The organism is Bacillus sp. NTK034, assembly GCF_017303275.1.
Lineage (GTDB): Bacteria > Bacillota > Bacilli > Bacillales > Cytobacillaceae > Cytobacillus.
Map to the genome: position 1 here is coordinate 108,888 of NZ_JAFKOJ010000009.1, position 17,144 is coordinate 126,031.

Below are 17,144 nucleotides of genomic sequence, written 5' to 3' on the forward strand. Positions count from 1 at the left end.
ATTACTCAATTATGGATAAAACAACCAATATGTTGTATGTCTCAGTACGAAGAAAATATGCGCTTCCCCTAAAATACCGGCTAAAGAAATATCACTAATTCCCTTGATTTTAAGCAGTTTATCTGCGAAAGGGATTTTAAGAAGTTCCTTCTTGAATGTTAGCTCGACTCTGTTTAGTCATACTATTCGAGTAATTGTTCTAGATGAAATTTATAGGCATCAATGGCTTGCCTTATACCGACAGATTTTCTGGCTAAATTATGAGTAAATAGGCTTTCTTTAACCCAGGCTGCCTTTTCATGAATGATTTCCAACCGGCAACGATCTCTTCTGGCTTCATGGAACCCAGTTCCATTGGGGTTGGAAAAAGCCGTAGTGTAGCGATTGCCCTTTTTGCGGTAATGTCTTTAAAGACTTGCCTGATTTCGGGAAAAACCATGTCCACCCAGCGATTTAATTGATTAATAGAGCTTACAAGCCTTTAACAACAACATCCCGGTTAGACATGAGAACCCTGAGTTTTTCAAACGGTTCAGAAGCATGTCTCATAAAGGAGTAGTAACCATTCTTCACCATATCGCCTATGACCAAGGCATCTTTCTTATCACTCTTTGATTGCGTATTATCACGATTTTCTTTATTCCTTTTAACCAAATGTGGATTAACTGTTACTACCTCAATATTTCGCTTTATGAGCCATTTTGAAAAGTTAATCCAATAATGGCCTGTAGGTTTCATTCCGATAATGGATACCTCTAATTTATGTAATCTTTTAAGATTATTAATCCAGTTTAATAGGGCCGAGAAACCGCCTTCGTTGTTTTCAAAAGTGATTGGATTTCCTACAACAATTCCACGAAAATTGACAGCCCTGGCTACATGGAATTGTTGGGCAATATCTACTCCAACGACAAGATGCTTATCAGAAATTCTTTCGATTAGTTGATTTTGTTTGTCCTGCATTTTTAAACTTCATAGTAAGGGTTCCTCCTACGGGTGAGTTAGAGTCGTGTCATACTCATATCTTACTGAGGAGCCCTGTTTTTATCAAAACTCAAATTTAGCGATCTACAGGAATGCTATAGGGTGCTTTACTTTAAGATCCAGTTGCCAAACCAGGCGGCTTTTTTGTTCAACTAAAGTGGGGGGGTTGTTGAAAAAGAGACATAAACTGATATGCGTATTAGATACAAACTGCTGCATTAATGGCGAAGGCGGAATAGGTGCATAATAGTACGAATAACACTTTCGTCCAAACATCCAAAGTCACCCAACATACTTTATATAAGAACATTATAAAATTTTGAGGTGATTTTATGGTTAATAATAAAAAAGGTTTTCAAGGATGTTGTCCACTTACACCCATTCCCAAACCACCAAAGCAAAGATGCGTCTGTCCTCCTGGGCCACGAGGGCAACGTGGGCCACAAGGAGAACCTGGAATAGGAATAACACCTGCGTTTGGTTCATTATATCAGGATCCAAATTTAGAACGTGTGTTTATAGGTCCTATAGATTTTGATATTGATGGACCTTCAAAAGGTACTACTCCCGATCCTGTTACAGATACTATTACGGTATTAAAATCAGGTGTATATGAAATAACCTTTGATTTGGTAATAATATACAGAAGTGTATCGAATATAACTCTTGCTGTACAAGAGAATGAAACCACAACAATTCCTGAAACTATAATCCGTTATACCCAGCTCATAGAAAGTGAGACAGAAATCATACGAAGGGATGTTATTGGTAAAACAATTCAAGTATCGTTAGAAGCAGGTGATAGATTACGAGTTTTAGCGTTGGACGTGGATGCTTTTTCAGCCTATAGCAATGCATCGTTCACAGTCCACCTTATAAACTAAATGTACAAGGTAAACTACAAGAAGGGGTAGCATCCAGAAAATGTGGATTTACAACGTTAAGCTTGTTGAAGTGTAAAAAATGAAGGATTTAACAACGATAAGACTTTTGAGACAATTTACAGTTCGAATATTCTGTGATTAGTGTTCAATCCTCTAAAATAATACCCACATATACTTTTATAAGATTAAAATTATGAGGTGATCTATTTGTCAAATAATAACCAACGTTTTCAAGGGTGTTGTCCACTTACACCTATTCCTAAACCACCAAAGCAAAGATGTATTTGTCCTCCAGGACCAAGAGGACAAAGAGGAGCTCCTGGACCACAAGGTGAACAAGGACCTCAGGGAGAACCGGGACCAACAGTACCACAATCAGCGTTTAGAGCTACAGTAAATGAGTCACAAGATTTTGTTGGTAGTGGCATTTTTGAAACTGTTCAATATCCTATTGAAGTATTTGACTTAAATAATGAATACAATCCCCCTGTTTTCTTTACGCCAAATCAGGATGGGGTTTACTCTATTTGCGCTAGTGTTGCGTTTATTCTGGATAACCCAGCTGTGAATCAAGATGTATTTATTGTAATTAATGTTGATGGTACTGATATAGCACAAAATAAAGTTAGTTTTGTAGGAGGAACAACAAATTTTGGTATTATAAATGTTTGTACTGTTACTCAATTGCAGGCTACTGATAACGTGCTTGTTGGAATAATTACTGATCAACCATTGACTTCTGATCCCACTCAATCAGGAACACATTTTGAAGCTGCAAGATTTCCCTCTCCGCAATAAATCAACACCATTTCGAATCTATGGAATAGAATTTACTTTGATTTATATTAGTAAAAGGTAACTCCAAAGGATTGGGAAAATCTAATCGGGGTTCACCGATTAGCTATAAAAATCAACATATTTATTGTGTAGCAGTACGATAATACTAGGACATAAATGGTTTGAAGTTCAGTATTTAGATGAAAACACAAATAGGATGTTTGTCCACACCACACCTAAAAAAACAACATATTATTTATTTAGGTAAAAATAATATGAGGTGATTAAATGTCTAATAATAATCAACGTTTTCAGGGGTGTTGTCCACTTACTCCCATTCCAAAACCACCTAAGCAAAAGTGTATCTGTCCTCCAGGGCCAAGAGGACCAAGAGGACCGCAAGGAGAACAAGGACCTCCAGGGTCAGGAGCAATAGAATCAGTATTTAAAGCAACAACTGTAACACCACAAGAAATTCCTCCAGGTGTTCTGACCAAGCTTTTATATCCTATTGAGCAATTTGATACAAATAATGAATATGATCAAGCAACATCAAAATTCATAGCTCAGGAAAATGGAGTGTATTCCTACTGTGCAAGCATTGGATTAGTCATACAAGATTCAGACTCAACAGGGACTTTACACATTATAGTAAACCAAGGTGAGATTTCTGAAAGGGAAATCAAATTAACTGAAACAGTTTCAGGAGGATTGACAATATTAAACCCTGCTGTATGTACAAATTTTCAATTATTAGCAGGGGATCGTGTTGAAGTTTTTCTAGAGGTAAGTACAACTGTTTTAAGTGTCTTGGCAGATGAGGGGTATAATCAATTCACTGGTACACGTTTATTTAGCATATAGACATTCACATTAATTAAGATAGAAGTATTAAGCATTAAAGGCGGAATAGATGAATAATAGTACGAATAACACTTTCGTCTAAACATCCAAAGTCACCCAACATACCTTATATAAGAACAATAAGAACATTTTAAAATTTTGAGGTGATTTTATGGCTAATAATAAAAAAGGTTTTCAAGGATGTTGTCCACTCACACCCATTCCCAAACCACCAAAGCAAAGGTGCGTCTGTCCTCCTGGGCAACGAGGGCAACGAGGGCCAATAGGACCACAAGGAGAACAAGGACCATCAGGAATTATTATAGTTACTTCTGATCAACAAACAGAGTCCACTAGATTTTACAGAAGATCGCGAAGTTATTGTTACTGTATTAGAAAATCAGACAGTTCAAATAAATGGGTTTGTTTCTGGTGGAGGTAATAACCTAACGGAAGGTCTTAATTCCGGTGGTGTGACATTAACATTATTTCGTGAAGCTGTAGGGCTGGATATGCTAGCTTTTAACGAAGAATCGTGGACTTCAAACAATGAACAAGACTCATGGATAGGGAGTTGTTCTATAAGTTGGATTGATAGTCCACCACCGGGGACGTATATATATAGATTGCGAATAACTATTAATTTAGTTCCACCAGGATCAGTTGGCACTGTAAATTCACGAGGTTTAAACGGAATTGTTTTGGATACTAATTAAACTTTTTAATAACATTCTCTTTTTGATCGATAAAGAAAATAGAAATGGAAAATGTATAGTGAGATAAATATATGAACGAAGGAACATTTTCCTCTTTGGTCGATTTATAACAATTTGCGAATGAATGTCTGTACAGGAACAATTGAAGTTAATGGTCGTATCATCAGATTTTATATGGTGAAAAGTTATTTTTAACTAACGAGGATTTTGATTTAAAAAGATCAACCACTCAATAACAATAAACTTGGGATATCTTATCTTAGGGTAACAACCTTTAAACGTATGTAAATAAAAAGACCAAACATATTATATATAAAATATGTTTGGTCTTTTTTGATATGATTCTGTTCGCAACGTTTTGGTTTTATCTTATCTTACTCAACTAGCGGGGCAGTATTGTTTAAGATGAAAAGACACTAAAAGCATTGCTGATTTGTTTCTATTCTAGGACCTTTACACCATGCACGGTGACATAGTTCATGAGGAGTAAAACCTGGCCAAGGGAAGTGATCTTGGACATATGGGCCTTGTTCTACATAGTGTCCATTATAAATAGTTTTATGTTTTGTGTTATTACCATCTTCAATGTATGAATATAACCATGTAGTCAATTCAGAAACATCAACATAGTCATTTCCATCTTTCGATTTTGTTGTCCATGCTTTTGACCAATTTTCTTGTTTAAATAAATTCCATCGCTTCCGAGCAGAAGAATGTAGCCAGACAGTAGTTTTAGTGTTAGGATCAGTGAGTGGAACAACAGAGTATGATTCTATACTGTATTCAGGAGAAAAACCCTCAAGAGTTTGTTCTGGTAATGGATCGTCTTGAGTCCATGAGTGATATGGTAATTGTTCTGAATTCTTTGAGTTCATTAAACATCCTCCAATAATATTTATAGTAATAATTTTTTTAACAACTATAGGGTACCTAGTGTAATAAAAATTATGTACCAATTGACGAAGGTAATTCGTAAATTAATTATGGGGGGCTTTACTTTAATAAGATTTGATAAATGATCTTCAACAAAACCAGCTAATAGTTTGTCAACATTTTTCAATAAAAAGAATAATAACGTCATGATATACTAAAAATGTTCATGCCAAATAACCTTCCTTTTTCATTTGGAAGGTTTTGTTGTATTTAGTTAGATATAGTTTTTAAACTGTATCTTGGAAAATAGTTCTGCTTTTTAGTAAGGCAAAAATCCAATGTAAGAGCTTATTAACACATGCAATAACTGCTACTCTGAAGGGTTTTCCTTCTTCACGTTTTTTATCGTAAAACTCTCTTAATCTTTTATTGCGTGCGATGATTTCATCAGTCGTTTTCTTTTTACGAGCATCACGAATACCACTTTGAACTGCCATATACAAGGCATGTCGAAGCCTGCTAGAACCTCGTTTGGTAATTCGATTTACAGATGCGGTAAACTTACCAGAAGAGAAAACACTTGGATCTACTCCAGCGAATGCAACGAGTTTTTTGGCATCATTGAACCGATCTATCTCACCAATTTCGGAAATAATCGTGGCGGCGATTTTCTCACCAATTCCAGGGATAGACTGGAGTATATGATATTCTTCAATTTCTTTAGCGAGGGCATCTATTTCACCTGCAATCTTAGATAGATGCTCTTGGTATTGAAGAACGATCTTGACTAATAACTCTAGATTAAAAACATTACTCTGGTAGAGGTTACTTTGAAACGGATTACGAAGTGCTGCTTCCCTTAATTTTTTAGCCTTTTCATTTGCCCATGCATCTAAACGACTCATACATAGCGAAGCTATTTTCTCTGTTATTTCTCTTTCACTCACACTTAACACTACTTCTAAAGTAGGAAATTCTAATAATGTAAGCAATGAGACTTTGGAATATAAACTTCCAAAACTCCTCTATATTCAGGAAATACCTGATCCAAAAGGGTATGAAGCTGTATTTTAGTCTGTCCTGATACTTCGGCAATACTTTCTTGTTGTCTTGTTAGATTACGAAGATTTAATAGTTGAATTCCTCTTTTTTTATAAGGCTCTAACTCTTCTTTATAAAACAGTTCGCAAAGGTGAAAAGAATCAATTGCATCTGTTTTTACCTTCCTTAAACTCGAACTTTTGGCTCGATGGGAGATAAGAGGATTGACAACAATATAAACATAACTTTGCTCTTATTGAATTACAGGAAAATGGTAGTGTCCTGTTGATTCTAAAACCACCGTTGGCTGATGACCACCAGCTGAAGTCTCTACTTCATGAAGGAACTCTAATAAACTACCTAAACCATCAGTATTGTGTTTGAAACTAAAGCTCTTACGATACGGTTTGCCTTTATCTAAAAATGCTTGAACCTGACTCTCGCCTTTTGAAACATCCAGACCAATGACTGGATTCATAATCATATCTCCTCCTTTGTAACAACAATTGTCGGTATCCCCTAAGGCTTCTTGTAATGTCATAGGTTCGCTTGTTAAACGGGATCGTTGTCCTTAACCAGCCTGAAACATGTTTATACAAGTAGGGGGTGAACAGTTTAGCTGACGGGATTTAACCCACGGGTGCGACGTTCTACCCCGACTACCGTAATATTAAGACCATAAATAAAAAGGTCAACCAGATATATCTGGCTAACCTTATATTACGAACGAGTGCTTTTATTTATTATGGGAACTAAATATTTCTAGTTAGAAAAAGAATGTCTTCAAAATTGAGACATTCCTTTGGCGTTTCTAGAGTACAACCTACTCTCAAAAGGGACAATTTACTCATTATGACATTATGCCAGGGCGGTGTTCCTTATAGAGTTAGTTGTCATGAAAAAAGAGGATATTAATTGACCGGGACGCATAATAACAATCCCAAAAGGGAAACGTAAAAAAAGTGAATTATGCTATATCAATGGATGTAAAATAAGGAATAAATGTTCGTATAATACAAATTAACGTATTCATAAACCTTGTTGAAAAAGTGTCCACACTATTGGTATATAAGGGATTGGGCGTTTTTTTAATTATATCATATTTAACGTTAAGAAGGATTAACGCTTGTTTTATGAATTAACGCTTTTTAGTATTTCTTTCTCTCTCTGTTATCTTTATGGGGATTACAAGTATTTTAAAAACAATCTAATGCATCCTTTAATTTAGCTGCAACCGATGAGCAAAGTTCCCTTTTGATGCTGCCTTTTTTATTCATTAAAGGGTTAGTGAAGGAATCGTCTTAACTATTATTCAACAATCGGGCTATATTATGGAAATGCCAAAATAAAATTTATCTTTAGGAGAAAAAATAAGTTGAAAGGTTTTATATTTAACCAAATGGTTGAATGTGAATATTATATCTGCTATATTTAACTACATGGTTAACCATAATAATGATAATTTAAATAAAGTATTTCATGCTTTAGCTGATTCAACAAGAAGAGAAATGGTTCAGATGATGGCGCAAAAAGAAAGGACAGTTTCTGAATTAGCAGAGCCTTTTGATATGTCCCTTGCTGGGATTTCAAAGCATATTAAGGTTCTTGAGGGAGCAAATTTAGTAGAAAGGAGTGTAAATGGAAGAACTCACATTTGTCGCTTAAATACTGAATCCTTATCTGAAGCAAAGGAATGGCTTCATTTTTATGAAAAATATTGGAGCAATCGTTTTGATTTTCTGGAAAGTGAGTTATTGAAAGCCAAAAAGAAAGAACACTAAACCAAAGTAAGGAGAATTCTATGAATAACATCTCAACTAAAACTTTAACAATGAAAAGAGAATTTAATGTAAAACCTGAAAGAGTTTTTGACGCATGGTTGAATCCCTTAATGATGAAAAAGTGGTTATTTACGTTAGAAGGGACGAACAAGGTCACACAAAATGAACCCAAAGTAGGAGGGGGTTGGGAGATCGTGGACCATAGAGGGGGAAATGACTACCGAGCAGTAGGAGAGTATCTTGAAATTGATCCTCCAAAAAAATTGGTATTTACTTTTAAGATGCCTCAATTTAGTGAGTTAGAAGACATAATTACTGTTGAGATAAAAGAAATTCCTACAGGTTGTGAAATGACTTTTACCCAGCTCATCCACGTTGCTCCAGAAGAAAGCTGGACAAAAGCAGATCTTGAAAGGGTTCTAGGCGAGTATCATGATCAGTCTGAACATGGTTGGAACTTAATGTTTATGGGACTTAAAGAACTAGTTGAAACTGGATATATCAGTTATAAAGGTTAATCAGGGTGGATAAAAATTTCAAATGGTACACCGCTTTTAATTTTTCAAGACGGAAAGGCAGAGGAAGCGATGTATTATACTCCCGTTAATTGAGGATTCAGAATACTTATAGATAAAAGGTAATTATTTACGGAAATTCACGTCTGGAAGTAGATAAAAACAATATATTACAAGTAGATGTTAATAATTTCTCCTCATTTAAAGGGGAAGATGACTCGGTCCTGAGCTTAACGAAGATGTCGGCTGTTATCGGAAGTTCTCAGTTTCTTTGTTTTGTTTTGAATATAACCTAATAGCACAGACCTAGTGTAGGTCTGTGCTATATTATTTCGTAAAATCAAAGGAACTCCTTACTATTCTTGTGGTGCAGAAGGAGTTGAAATGCTTTGCAACGCCTGTTCTGCTTCGTTTGCATATTGATTTTGTACGGCTAAATCCCCTAAAGCTACCATCCCCACTATTTGTCCATTTTCAACTACCGGCAATCGGCGAATTTGCTGCTGTGCCATTAAATTTGATGCTTGATGAACATCCATATCAGGTGTCCCTTGTACGATTTGCTGTGCAGTCATAACTTGAGAGACCGGTGTATGAGGATTTTCTCCTTGAGCAGTCGTACGAAGGGTAATATCACGATCTGTTACAATCCCAACTATTTGCTTGCTGTTATTTACTACAGGGATAGCTCCGATATTATATTGGCTCATTAATGCCGCAGCTTCTTGTACGCTCTGTGTTTCGTTCACTGTAACAACATTTGATGTCATGATATCTTTTAATTGTGCCATGATAATACCTCCAAATATTTGTTATTTAAATAGGATGTGGAAAATTGGTTATATTATTAATGGCTATTTTTCCCAATAAGAGCGGCTCAAAATTTTATATAATTTTTATTTTATTATGTCCCCACTTTACTTTTTCTGGTTAACGGAGCCGTTAGATCATATATCGATATAAAAAATGGTCAACCAGAAATATTTTCATTTCTAGTTGACCTTATAATACGAAAGGGCAGGTTTGTTCAACAAAACAATCATATAATAATAATTGGGCATTGGTCCTCAAAAGGATAATTGCCCTTTTTGTTTGCGTTTTTATATATTCATTCGTTTTGGATGCAACAATACATAACGAACATCGTCTAAATAGATAAACAGATGCCTGCTCAGATATTGGTGCATTCTTTTTTAGGAGGAGACAATCATGAAGAAAGTGTACCTTACTATAGCTTTCTTGGGTTTAATCATCACTGGGTGTACAAATAATGGTGTGACTCAAGAAGAGCCTGAGCCACCTAAAGCCTTTATAGAGGTGGATAACGAAAGATTCGAAACTATACTTGGAACTTATTGCTGGTCGTCGAAAGGTCAAGCGGAATGTGTGGATAAAGCTGGACCAATCGAGCTTTTGGAAGGCAGTGAACCAATTGAAGTAAGTCCTGGTGAAAGTGTAGCTTTTATTATGGAATATGAACCAAAACCAAATAAAATTCATGTTCTGCAAATAAGCAGCTCTGAAGAATCGGAAGTTAAAATAAGGAACAATCATTTCACAGCGCCTGCACAAAAAGGGATTTATTACTATTCATATGGCGCATGGTGGATGGATGAAAAGAAAGAGAACACATCTAATGGAGATGCTAATTATGCATTTGCCATAGAAGTAAAGTAATTCTCTTCTTTAGCAAACGGGCTAACGGGGCAGGTAACTTTAAGAACATAACAGATAACACAATTACTTAAAATCTGTGTAATAAATTCAGAATTGAAGGTTACCAGTCATAGTTGGTGTGAGAGGAGGCAATAAAAAACTTTATCCCTTCCTCTAAGCAGGGAACAGCTGAATAACATGGAAGCGATTCAGATTCATAAGAGTATCAGTATATGAATGGCCATTGGAAGCGAGTGCATACCGAAGTTAGACCTTTGTCTTTGGGTCGATTCTCAGACTTTTGGATGAAAAAAGTCCACACCTATGAAGGATTCCTGTATTCCATCAATAATATAAACTAAAAGACAACAATTATTGTAAATCCTCTATGAATTCATTAGGGAGAGTGATACCATTGTCAGAATTGATTTATGCAGGTTCAATAAAGACGCTTGAAGCTGAAGGTGCAAAGGTAATTAAAGGTGGAAGTCATGCAATTGCCGTATTTGTTTACGAAAAACAAGTCTATGCGGTGGATAACCGATGTCCGCATATGGGCTTTCCCCTCCATACAGGAAGCCTATGTGATGGGATTTTGACGTGTCACTGGCATCATGCCCGCTTTGATTTAAAAAGCGGAGGAACCTTGGATCCATGGGCAGATGATGTTCCTACTTATCCTGTCGAGATTAAGGAAGATGAGGTTTGGGTTCACCCGGTTCCTTTTAATAAGGTGACAATCGAAAAATTGAGGCAGCGATTACGTGACGGCCTTGAGCAAAATATTAGTCTTGTCATCGCCAAATCGGTTGTCGGATTGATGGAAGCTAGTTTTCCAGTGACTGAGATTGCAAAAATTGGCGTCGTATTCGGAACAACACATCGGAGGAGTGGATGGGGATCGGGATTAACGATTTTAACAGCCATGACAAATGTATTGCCCAAATTGGATAAAACCGGGCAGGTTTTAGCGCTGTTCCAAGGCCTGGTTCACGTTGCACGGGAAAGTTCCGGAATGGGAACACGTTTTTTACTTGGATCTCTTCCTGTATCAAATGAAAAGAATGCCCAAACATTCGAACAATTATCAGAATGGTATCGTCATTGTGTGGAGGTGCGGGATTCACAGGGAGCTGAGCGGGTGCTATTGACCGCGATAGAATTGGGATTCTCGAACGAGCAGCTTGCTGACATAATGATGACAGCGGTCACCGATCATTTTTATGTAAATACAGGTCATACCCTTGATTTTCATAATAAAGCATTCGAGATTTTAAATCAGATCGGTTTTGAGCATCAACCTTATGTATTGTCATCATTGTTACCTGGTATCGGTGATATATCCCGCAGTGAAGAATCCCATAGCTGGCAATCACCTGTGAACTTGGTCAAACCATTAATGGAGGCGTTCCCGAAATTACCTGATATCCTTGCTAATGTCTCATCAAGAACCAGCGCTGATATCGATGAAGCAGTATTGGTTGAACAAATTTTATCAGATGACCCTATAAAAACGGTAAATATGATGTTGGATGCACTTAAAAGCGGAGTCAGACCTTCCCGTTTGGCCAAGCTCGTAGCTTTAGCGGCTGCTGATCGGATTTCCCGTTTCCATGTACAAAATGATTTCAGGGATTGGATTACTGTACTTCATACTTTTACACATGCACATGCGGTACATGAATCGTTACGCCGCTCTACTACACCTGAATTGACCCGAGCTGTTTTCCATGGTGCAATGAGTGTGTATCTTGATCGTTTTCTCAATACACCGTCTGCAAGAAGACCGCAACCAAAGGATGTGGAAACTGAACCGCAGAATCCTTCAGAATTATTGGAGATGATGAATCAACAACAACAGGTTGCAGAATCAGCAAGATGGGTAGTAAATTACCTGGCACGCGGCGGTGATAAAAGTGAACTCTTCAATACGCTCGGGCATGCTTTACTAAGAGAAGATGCAGAGTTTCATTCATTTCAAATGTATGAAGCAGCAATGGTCGAACATGATCATTGGGAAAAAGAGGATTCCGAGTTTGCTGGATATGCACAGGAAACATTGATCCTCGCATTAACACGTTATCTGGCAGGCCATGCCCCAACTGCTAGAGAAATGCCGCATACAGCACAAATTGCCATGCGCCTCCACCGAGGAGAAAAATTATTTGAAGATGACTAATTTGCATGGCCAAGAAATAGGCTGTTCAGAATGCCCAGATTATCAAAAAGGCTGCCTCCGGCCAGGCTCGCCAAGGCGATTATCAAGTTTTACAATAAGATTTATTTTATTAAGAAAAAGCCGATTTTCCTTTTACTAAGTAGGATAATCGGCTTTTTCTTCTTTACGAAGGAATGTACTCAAGGGGCAGGTAAAAAGGCAGGATGCAGGTAAAGAATACATTGAATTATGGGAATATTGAAACCAATTAATAGTTAAATCGTAAAATTAGTAATAAGGAGGGTACGTTTAAATATTTACAAAAGAATTTTACATAAGGGATTATTAGGATTGAAATTTCATATAACTATTTTTTCTAAAGAAGGTGGGAGAATGTTGAGCAGGTATATTACACTTGGTTCTTTTGTATTTTTGATATTGTTAGTTCTTGCTGGCTGCAGCGGCCATAAAACAGATTCACCAGTATCCGATAAAGAACTTTCTTCACAAGAGAATGATTTTCACAAATTTAAAACGGAAGATGGGGAAATTGAAATAAATATTTTCAATAATGGCAGTTTTTCTGAAGCTACCATAAAGCAAATTAAAGAGAAAACTCTGAGTTTTTACAATGCTCTTCAAAAAGAAAATGCACCGATGTCTTCTCCTTCTATAATATATTTACACCTGTATGATGATAAGAAGGTAAGCTATACGAACGGTAACACCATCCATCTTTACTGGGTAAAAGAAGGAAATTATCCTCTTATTCACGAACTTACCCATGTTTTTTTTGGCTCTACTGAAGGGCATGCCACACTGGAAGGTCTTGCAATCTTTATGCAGGATTTCTATTCGGATAGAGGAGTGTTTCCCAATTATCAGGGAGATGTTCACGACATTATGAAATATTTAATGACCCAAGAAATCAGTATTCCTCTGGAAACGCTGCTGAGTAAGGATCAAATTTTCACCCATTCAAAATTAAATAAAGACTCCTATTCTTTAAGGTGGCTGGGGTATATAGAATCTGCTTCATTCTCAAACTATCTTATTAATCAATATGGTATTGAAGAGTTTTTGAAAATATATGATCGCCCCAATTTGACTGATGAAATAGATAAGATCTATGGGAAAAAAGTAGAGCAGCTTGAAATGGAATGGAAAGAATTTGTTCAGAAAAATTTCACATCGAATGAAGAAACCATTCGCAGCTATGATCCTCAAATTCAAGAAATTATCAGTCATTTGGAAGCAAATAAAGAACGGATATTAAAAACTTCTTAATTCCAGAAGGTAGTAAAGTAAACAAAGAACTATAATTATTAAGTTCTCTATACGATAGAATTCGGTATAAATGTAAAATTCAGGATGTGAAATAAGGTATGTTGATGAAAGATGAACAAAAAAATGGTAAAGCTATACTCCTAACAATCGGGTGGTTATCTGTTGTTTTATTATTTTTTAATTTAATTCCGCCTATGCTCTTGTTTTTTCCGATATCCATAGGAGTTGTAATAAGGCGAGATTACCAGGGGGATAAGCAAGGGTCAGCAATGATTGTTTTAGGGTTAATAAGCGGACTCGTTGGTTGGCTTTTAGGGATGTTCGTTAGTAATAACTTGATGTAGGGAAAAGCACACACATAACTAAATAGCTTCTTTCCACCTAAAAATTCACTCGAATTATATAATTGGCAAGTATAACTAAGGGAGAGACAATCATTGAATCCAGTAGTTGGCATGGATGTGGCCAAAGAGGAATGTGAAGCTCAGGCATTTCTGGCCATTAACACGTTTTATTAGATACTGCTGTGAGTTGTAGTAAAGAAGCTTGGTGAAAAACCAGCTCCTTTACTTTTTTATCCTTAAATTAGTCCATTTTGCTTATTCATCCTAGCATTCGCAAATGCAAACACATTGATTTTGTTTGCTTTGTTCCGAGACTTCTTTTACTGAAGAGAATTTTGTGCCAAGTTTTCTAAAAAAGGATTCTCCGTTTGAGTTTGCAAATTTCCATGCCTCATTAGACATTCTTTCAATTTCCTGCTGTTTTGTTTTAATGATCAATTCATAATTGTAATAATCCATCTTTAACTCCTCCTTATTAATCAAAAAAAATTGATATATACTTTAAAAAAATTTAGCAGCAAGTAGGTTTAAACAAGCAGCATAACTCTGAGGATAATAAGTGATTTAATTCTTTTTGATTCAGCTCGTAAAAACTCCAGGTGCCTTTTGTTTCTTTTTTTATGATATTGGCATCCAGTAAGATCTTTAAATGATAGGACAGTTTGGATTGGCTCATTTCCATTAGTGGAGCGAGATCACACACGCACATGGAGCCATTCTGGGTTAGTATATTCATAATTTGAAGCCGTTTTTTATCTGCGATGGCTTTAAACTTTCCCTCATAATGATCAAAAAGCTGGTCTGTCGATTGATTTTGATTTGTCATTTCTGATTTCATTGCAACCACTCTTTCTTTAATCAAAAATTCTTGATGAGTTAATCATATATCCAAAATTTTCATATGTCAATCGGTAAAATCAAAATAATTTGATTAATATGCAAAATAGATAATTATCATAATGTTAATTTTAATTCAAGGTGGGGACTTTCATTAATTAGGTTTGAATCCATTGATAAAAACCACTTAAAAATAATTAATCAAATTATTTTGATAAATCGGTTGCATTTAGAAATAATTGCTAATATACTTTAATTATAAATCAAAAAAAATTGATTTATAGTTAAAACTAAATAAGGGAGCTGTTAAAGATGAAAATTGTTAACAAGTTTACTGGCAAATCTTCTAAGTCATCTGGCTGCTGTGATAATGAAATCAAGGAGGCAACGACACAGGAAGACCACTGCTGCGGAACTTCGAAGGTACAGCCTTCCTGCTGCAGCACATCTGATGAACAACAGTCCTCTTGCTGCTAATATAAAAAATCATAAGGACCTAGAGGAGGGGTTAGTATGAAGGTACATGTAGGAATTAATGTAACGGACTTAAATCAATCAATTGAATTCTACACAAAGGTATTTAATACTGAACCAGTGAAAGTAAAAGATGATTATGCAAAGTTTTTATTGGAAGATCCAGGTCTTAATTTCACCTTGAATTTAAAGGATGAGGTTTCAGGAAACCAGGTGGGGCATTTTGGTTTTCAGGTCGAGAATCGGGAAGAAGTTTTCCTGCACAAAGAACGATTAGAGAAACTCGGTTTCTTTGCCCGTGAAGAAATGGATGTTACTTGCTGCTATGCAACGCAGGATAAATTTTGGGTGACGGATCCTGACGGAAACGAATGGGAATTTTTCTATACTAAAGCTGATGTGGAGTCAATGAAGACTGATTCATCCTGTTGCACACCCCAACCAGTCAAAATTGAAATTAATAACTCTTCGTGCTGTTCATAATGGCAGCCCTGGGTTTCTTTCTTATTTAACGATTGAGAAGTTAGCTGAATAACAGTTGCATAAATCAGTATAAAATCCTTACTTAATGCAGGAAGTAAGGATTTTTTGTTGAATGATTAAATTTAGAATATTTCGGAATTTGGGAGGAGATAAAAAATGGGCGAGAAATTATTAAGAGTTGGTACAACATATATACCAGTAACTAATGTAGACCTTTCATCTGATTGGTATGTAAATAAATTAGGAACAGAGTTAAGCTACAAAGATCAAGATAAAGCAATTTTAAACTTTGCTAATCAAAGCATTTTTCTTGTGAAGTCTAATGAAAACCAAAGCTCTAATTTCTTCGATATTTACGGAAATGAGCGTTTTTCGTTAACATTCGAAGTAAATGGATTAAATGCCTTAGAAGCAATTCATAAAGACTTTAAGCAAAGTGAAATTAGAGTTGGAGAGATTGAGGATAGAGGACACACAGGAAGAAATTTTGTTTTTTATGATTTAGATGGTAATAAATTTGATGTATGGAGTGAGCTTAGTCCAATCTTCAAAGAAAAATATCTCATTTCCAAATAGATAATTTTATGAGGAGGCAATGTTTTAATAAAGCATCGTCCGTTAACTGTTCAATAACGGGAAAGTTTGTGAGTTTTGAAGATCCAATGTACCCAATAGAGGAATTTATACTATAGTCAAATTATTTCATGTCTTTTAACTTTGAAAGATTACACTAAACAGTGAGGAGATTGGTTGTATGCAGGTTGTAACCAAAATGCTTTTAGAACAGCTCGACATGCATTGCCATGAGAATGATTGGTTTGCATCCATGGATCAGGCACTTCATGGAGTCATCGCAGCTGAGGCAGCATGGACAAGTTCGGGAATCAGCAATTCGATTTGGCAGATTGTCAACCACTTGATATTTTGGAATGAAGACGTAATCCATCGAATTAAGGGCACACAGAATCCGCATAAGGCAGAAGACAATGAAGAAACCTTTGGAAATCCGGGGGATCCAGAAGACGAAATTGGGTGGGCCCAGACAGTAGAGCGTCTTAATGAAGTTATGAATAAATTAAAGACGGTCATTGCGGACCTTGACGATGAAAAGTTAAAAGCTCCGTATGCAGCTAACAGGTACTCTATTGAGCGTTTACTCAGTAATATCATGATGCACGATACGTATCATATCGGCCAAATTGTTCTCTTGCGAAAGCTGCAATCCTCTTGGGGTGGCGTTGATTGGTCCTAAAGAACCATAATTCAGTGACTTCCACGCCCAGCCGCAGAAGCAGTATTGACGGTGTGAAGCCCTTTTCATTCTCTATGGTGAAGCGGGTGTTTTCCTGCTTATGGATGGCAGAACGGGTGTGTTAGTCAAATAAATTTGAACGTATTTGCAGAGCGATCTTTCGCATATTTCATTGTTCAACAGTCGGGCGCTTTTCTTAAATAAGAAGGCGTCTTTTTGCATGTACGAGGGTGTAAAAA

The 17,144-nt window shown here is 36.3% G+C and carries 17 protein-coding genes and 2 pseudogenes; 13 read left to right on the forward strand and 6 right to left on the reverse strand.

What is annotated here, in order from left to right; all coding sequences use genetic code 11:
• Window positions 1-60: 60 nt before the first annotated feature.
• A pseudogene (locus JI665_RS22090) lies at window positions 61-963 on the reverse strand (IS110 family transposase); the annotation flags it as partial.
• Between the two features lie 353 nt (window positions 964-1,316).
• On the opposite strand from JI665_RS22090, the gene JI665_RS22095 reads away from it, so the two are divergent.
• From JI665_RS22095 to JI665_RS22105, 3 genes are all read left to right on the forward strand, one after another.
• Window positions 1,317-1,868, forward strand: a complete 552-nt coding sequence (locus JI665_RS22095; RefSeq protein WP_206844198.1) for a hypothetical protein — start codon at window positions 1,317-1,319, stop codon at window positions 1,866-1,868.
• A gap of 207 nt (window positions 1,869-2,075) precedes the next feature.
• On the forward strand, window positions 2,076-2,666 hold the full coding sequence (locus JI665_RS22100) for a collagen-like triple helix repeat-containing protein (protein ID WP_206844201.1): 591 nt from the start codon (window positions 2,076-2,078) through the stop codon (window positions 2,664-2,666).
• Between the two features lie 267 nt (window positions 2,667-2,933).
• Window positions 2,934-3,509, forward strand: a complete 576-nt coding sequence (locus tag JI665_RS22105) for a hypothetical protein (RefSeq protein WP_206844204.1) — start codon at window positions 2,934-2,936, stop codon at window positions 3,507-3,509.
• Between the two features lie 1,111 nt (window positions 3,510-4,620).
• Here the strand turns inward: JI665_RS22105 and JI665_RS22110 are convergent.
• Together JI665_RS22110 and JI665_RS22115 are read right to left on the reverse strand one after the other, a co-directional pair.
• The gene (locus JI665_RS22110; RefSeq protein ID WP_206844207.1) at window positions 4,621-5,079 is read right to left on the reverse strand and encodes a hypothetical protein; all 459 of its coding nucleotides are present in this window, start codon (window positions 5,077-5,079) and stop codon (window positions 4,621-4,623) included.
• Between the two features lie 285 nt (window positions 5,080-5,364).
• Window positions 5,365-6,596, reverse strand: a pseudogene (locus tag JI665_RS22115) (IS110 family transposase).
• A gap of 931 nt (window positions 6,597-7,527) precedes the next feature.
• On the opposite strand from JI665_RS22115, the gene JI665_RS22120 reads away from it, so the two are divergent.
• Window positions 7,528-7,899, forward strand: a complete 372-nt coding sequence (locus JI665_RS22120) for a metalloregulator ArsR/SmtB family transcription factor (RefSeq protein WP_312886283.1) — start codon at window positions 7,528-7,530, stop codon at window positions 7,897-7,899.
• A 20-nt stretch (window positions 7,900-7,919) separates the two neighbouring features.
• On the forward strand, window positions 7,920-8,417 hold the full coding sequence (locus JI665_RS22125) for an SRPBCC family protein (protein ID WP_206844209.1): 498 nt from the start codon (window positions 7,920-7,922) through the stop codon (window positions 8,415-8,417).
• A gap of 353 nt (window positions 8,418-8,770) precedes the next feature.
• Here the strand turns inward: JI665_RS22125 and JI665_RS22130 are convergent, their stop codons facing one another.
• Window positions 8,771-9,205: a CBS domain-containing protein gene (locus tag JI665_RS22130; RefSeq protein ID WP_206844211.1), complete on the reverse strand. Its 435-nt coding sequence runs from the start codon at window positions 9,203-9,205 to the stop codon at window positions 8,771-8,773.
• A 418-nt stretch (window positions 9,206-9,623) separates the two neighbouring features.
• Between JI665_RS22130 and JI665_RS22135 the strand changes: the two genes are divergently transcribed.
• The 4 genes from JI665_RS22135 (at window position 9,624) to JI665_RS22150 (ending at window position 13,859) form a co-directional block, all read left to right on the forward strand.
• The gene (locus JI665_RS22135; protein WP_206844213.1) at window positions 9,624-10,091 is read left to right on the forward strand and encodes a hypothetical protein; all 468 of its coding nucleotides are present in this window, start codon (window positions 9,624-9,626) and stop codon (window positions 10,089-10,091) included.
• 394 nt (window positions 10,092-10,485) lie between these two features.
• A complete protein-coding gene (locus JI665_RS22140) occupies window positions 10,486-12,249 on the forward strand; it encodes a Rieske (2Fe-2S) protein (RefSeq protein ID WP_206844215.1) in 1,764 nt (587 codons plus the stop codon).
• Window positions 12,250-12,621: 372 nt separating this feature from the next.
• Complete coding sequence (locus tag JI665_RS22145) at window positions 12,622-13,515, forward strand: hypothetical protein (RefSeq protein WP_244671283.1); 894 nt, start codon at window positions 12,622-12,624, stop codon at window positions 13,513-13,515.
• Between the two features lie 98 nt (window positions 13,516-13,613).
• Window positions 13,614-13,859, forward strand: a complete 246-nt coding sequence (locus tag JI665_RS22150; RefSeq protein WP_244671284.1) for a hypothetical protein — start codon at window positions 13,614-13,616, stop codon at window positions 13,857-13,859.
• Window positions 13,860-14,123: 264 nt separating this feature from the next.
• Here the strand turns inward: JI665_RS22150 and JI665_RS22155 are convergent, their stop codons facing one another.
• Together JI665_RS22155 and JI665_RS22160 are read right to left on the reverse strand one after the other, a co-directional pair.
• Window positions 14,124-14,318: a hypothetical protein gene (locus JI665_RS22155; protein ID WP_206844218.1), complete on the reverse strand. Its 195-nt coding sequence runs from the start codon at window positions 14,316-14,318 to the stop codon at window positions 14,124-14,126.
• A 52-nt stretch (window positions 14,319-14,370) separates the two neighbouring features.
• Complete coding sequence (locus JI665_RS22160; RefSeq protein ID WP_206844221.1) at window positions 14,371-14,697, reverse strand: ArsR/SmtB family transcription factor; 327 nt, start codon at window positions 14,695-14,697, stop codon at window positions 14,371-14,373.
• Between the two features lie 311 nt (window positions 14,698-15,008).
• Between JI665_RS22160 and JI665_RS22165 the strand changes: the two genes are divergently transcribed.
• From JI665_RS22165 to JI665_RS22180, 4 genes are all read left to right on the forward strand, one after another.
• Window positions 15,009-15,173: a hypothetical protein gene (locus JI665_RS22165; RefSeq protein ID WP_206844224.1), complete on the forward strand. Its 165-nt coding sequence runs from the start codon at window positions 15,009-15,011 to the stop codon at window positions 15,171-15,173.
• A 36-nt stretch (window positions 15,174-15,209) separates the two neighbouring features.
• On the forward strand, window positions 15,210-15,653 hold the full coding sequence (locus tag JI665_RS22170; RefSeq protein ID WP_206844230.1) for an ArsI/CadI family heavy metal resistance metalloenzyme: 444 nt from the start codon (window positions 15,210-15,212) through the stop codon (window positions 15,651-15,653).
• Window positions 15,654-15,809: 156 nt separating this feature from the next.
• The gene (locus JI665_RS22175; RefSeq protein WP_206844232.1) at window positions 15,810-16,229 is read left to right on the forward strand and encodes a VOC family protein; all 420 of its coding nucleotides are present in this window, start codon (window positions 15,810-15,812) and stop codon (window positions 16,227-16,229) included.
• Between the two features lie 178 nt (window positions 16,230-16,407).
• Complete coding sequence (locus JI665_RS22180) at window positions 16,408-16,905, forward strand: DinB family protein (RefSeq protein WP_206844233.1); 498 nt, start codon at window positions 16,408-16,410, stop codon at window positions 16,903-16,905.
• Window positions 16,906-17,144: the final 239 nt, after the last annotated feature.

What these genes read in the sequence shown, in the direction of transcription:
- JI665_RS22095 (WP_206844198.1), top strand. Translation starts at nt 1,317, where the DNA reads ATGGTTAATAATAAAAAAGGTTTTCAAGGATGTTGTCCACTTACACCC.
- JI665_RS22105 (WP_206844204.1), top strand. Translation starts at nt 2,934, where the DNA reads ATGTCTAATAATAATCAACGTTTTCAGGGGTGTTGTCCACTTACTCCC.
- JI665_RS22110 (WP_206844207.1), bottom strand. Translation starts at nt 5,079, where the DNA reads ATGAACTCAAAGAATTCAGAACAATTACCATATCACTCATGGACTCAA.
- JI665_RS22125 (WP_206844209.1), top strand. Translation starts at nt 7,920, where the DNA reads ATGAATAACATCTCAACTAAAACTTTAACAATGAAAAGAGAATTTAAT.
- JI665_RS22130 (WP_206844211.1), bottom strand. Translation starts at nt 9,205, where the DNA reads ATGGCACAATTAAAAGATATCATGACATCAAATGTTGTTACAGTGAAC.
- JI665_RS22135 (WP_206844213.1), top strand. Translation starts at nt 9,624, where the DNA reads ATGAAGAAAGTGTACCTTACTATAGCTTTCTTGGGTTTAATCATCACT.
- JI665_RS22145 (WP_244671283.1), top strand. Translation starts at nt 12,622, where the DNA reads ATGTTGAGCAGGTATATTACACTTGGTTCTTTTGTATTTTTGATATTG.
- JI665_RS22150 (WP_244671284.1), top strand. Translation starts at nt 13,614, where the DNA reads ATGTTGATGAAAGATGAACAAAAAAATGGTAAAGCTATACTCCTAACA.
- JI665_RS22155 (WP_206844218.1), bottom strand. Translation starts at nt 14,318, where the DNA reads ATGGATTATTACAATTATGAATTGATCATTAAAACAAAACAGCAGGAA.
- JI665_RS22160 (WP_206844221.1), bottom strand. Translation starts at nt 14,697, where the DNA reads ATGAAATCAGAAATGACAAATCAAAATCAATCGACAGACCAGCTTTTT.
- JI665_RS22165 (WP_206844224.1), top strand. Translation starts at nt 15,009, where the DNA reads ATGAAAATTGTTAACAAGTTTACTGGCAAATCTTCTAAGTCATCTGGC.
- JI665_RS22170 (WP_206844230.1), top strand. Translation starts at nt 15,210, where the DNA reads ATGAAGGTACATGTAGGAATTAATGTAACGGACTTAAATCAATCAATT.
- JI665_RS22175 (WP_206844232.1), top strand. Translation starts at nt 15,810, where the DNA reads ATGGGCGAGAAATTATTAAGAGTTGGTACAACATATATACCAGTAACT.
- JI665_RS22180 (WP_206844233.1), top strand. Translation starts at nt 16,408, where the DNA reads ATGCAGGTTGTAACCAAAATGCTTTTAGAACAGCTCGACATGCATTGC.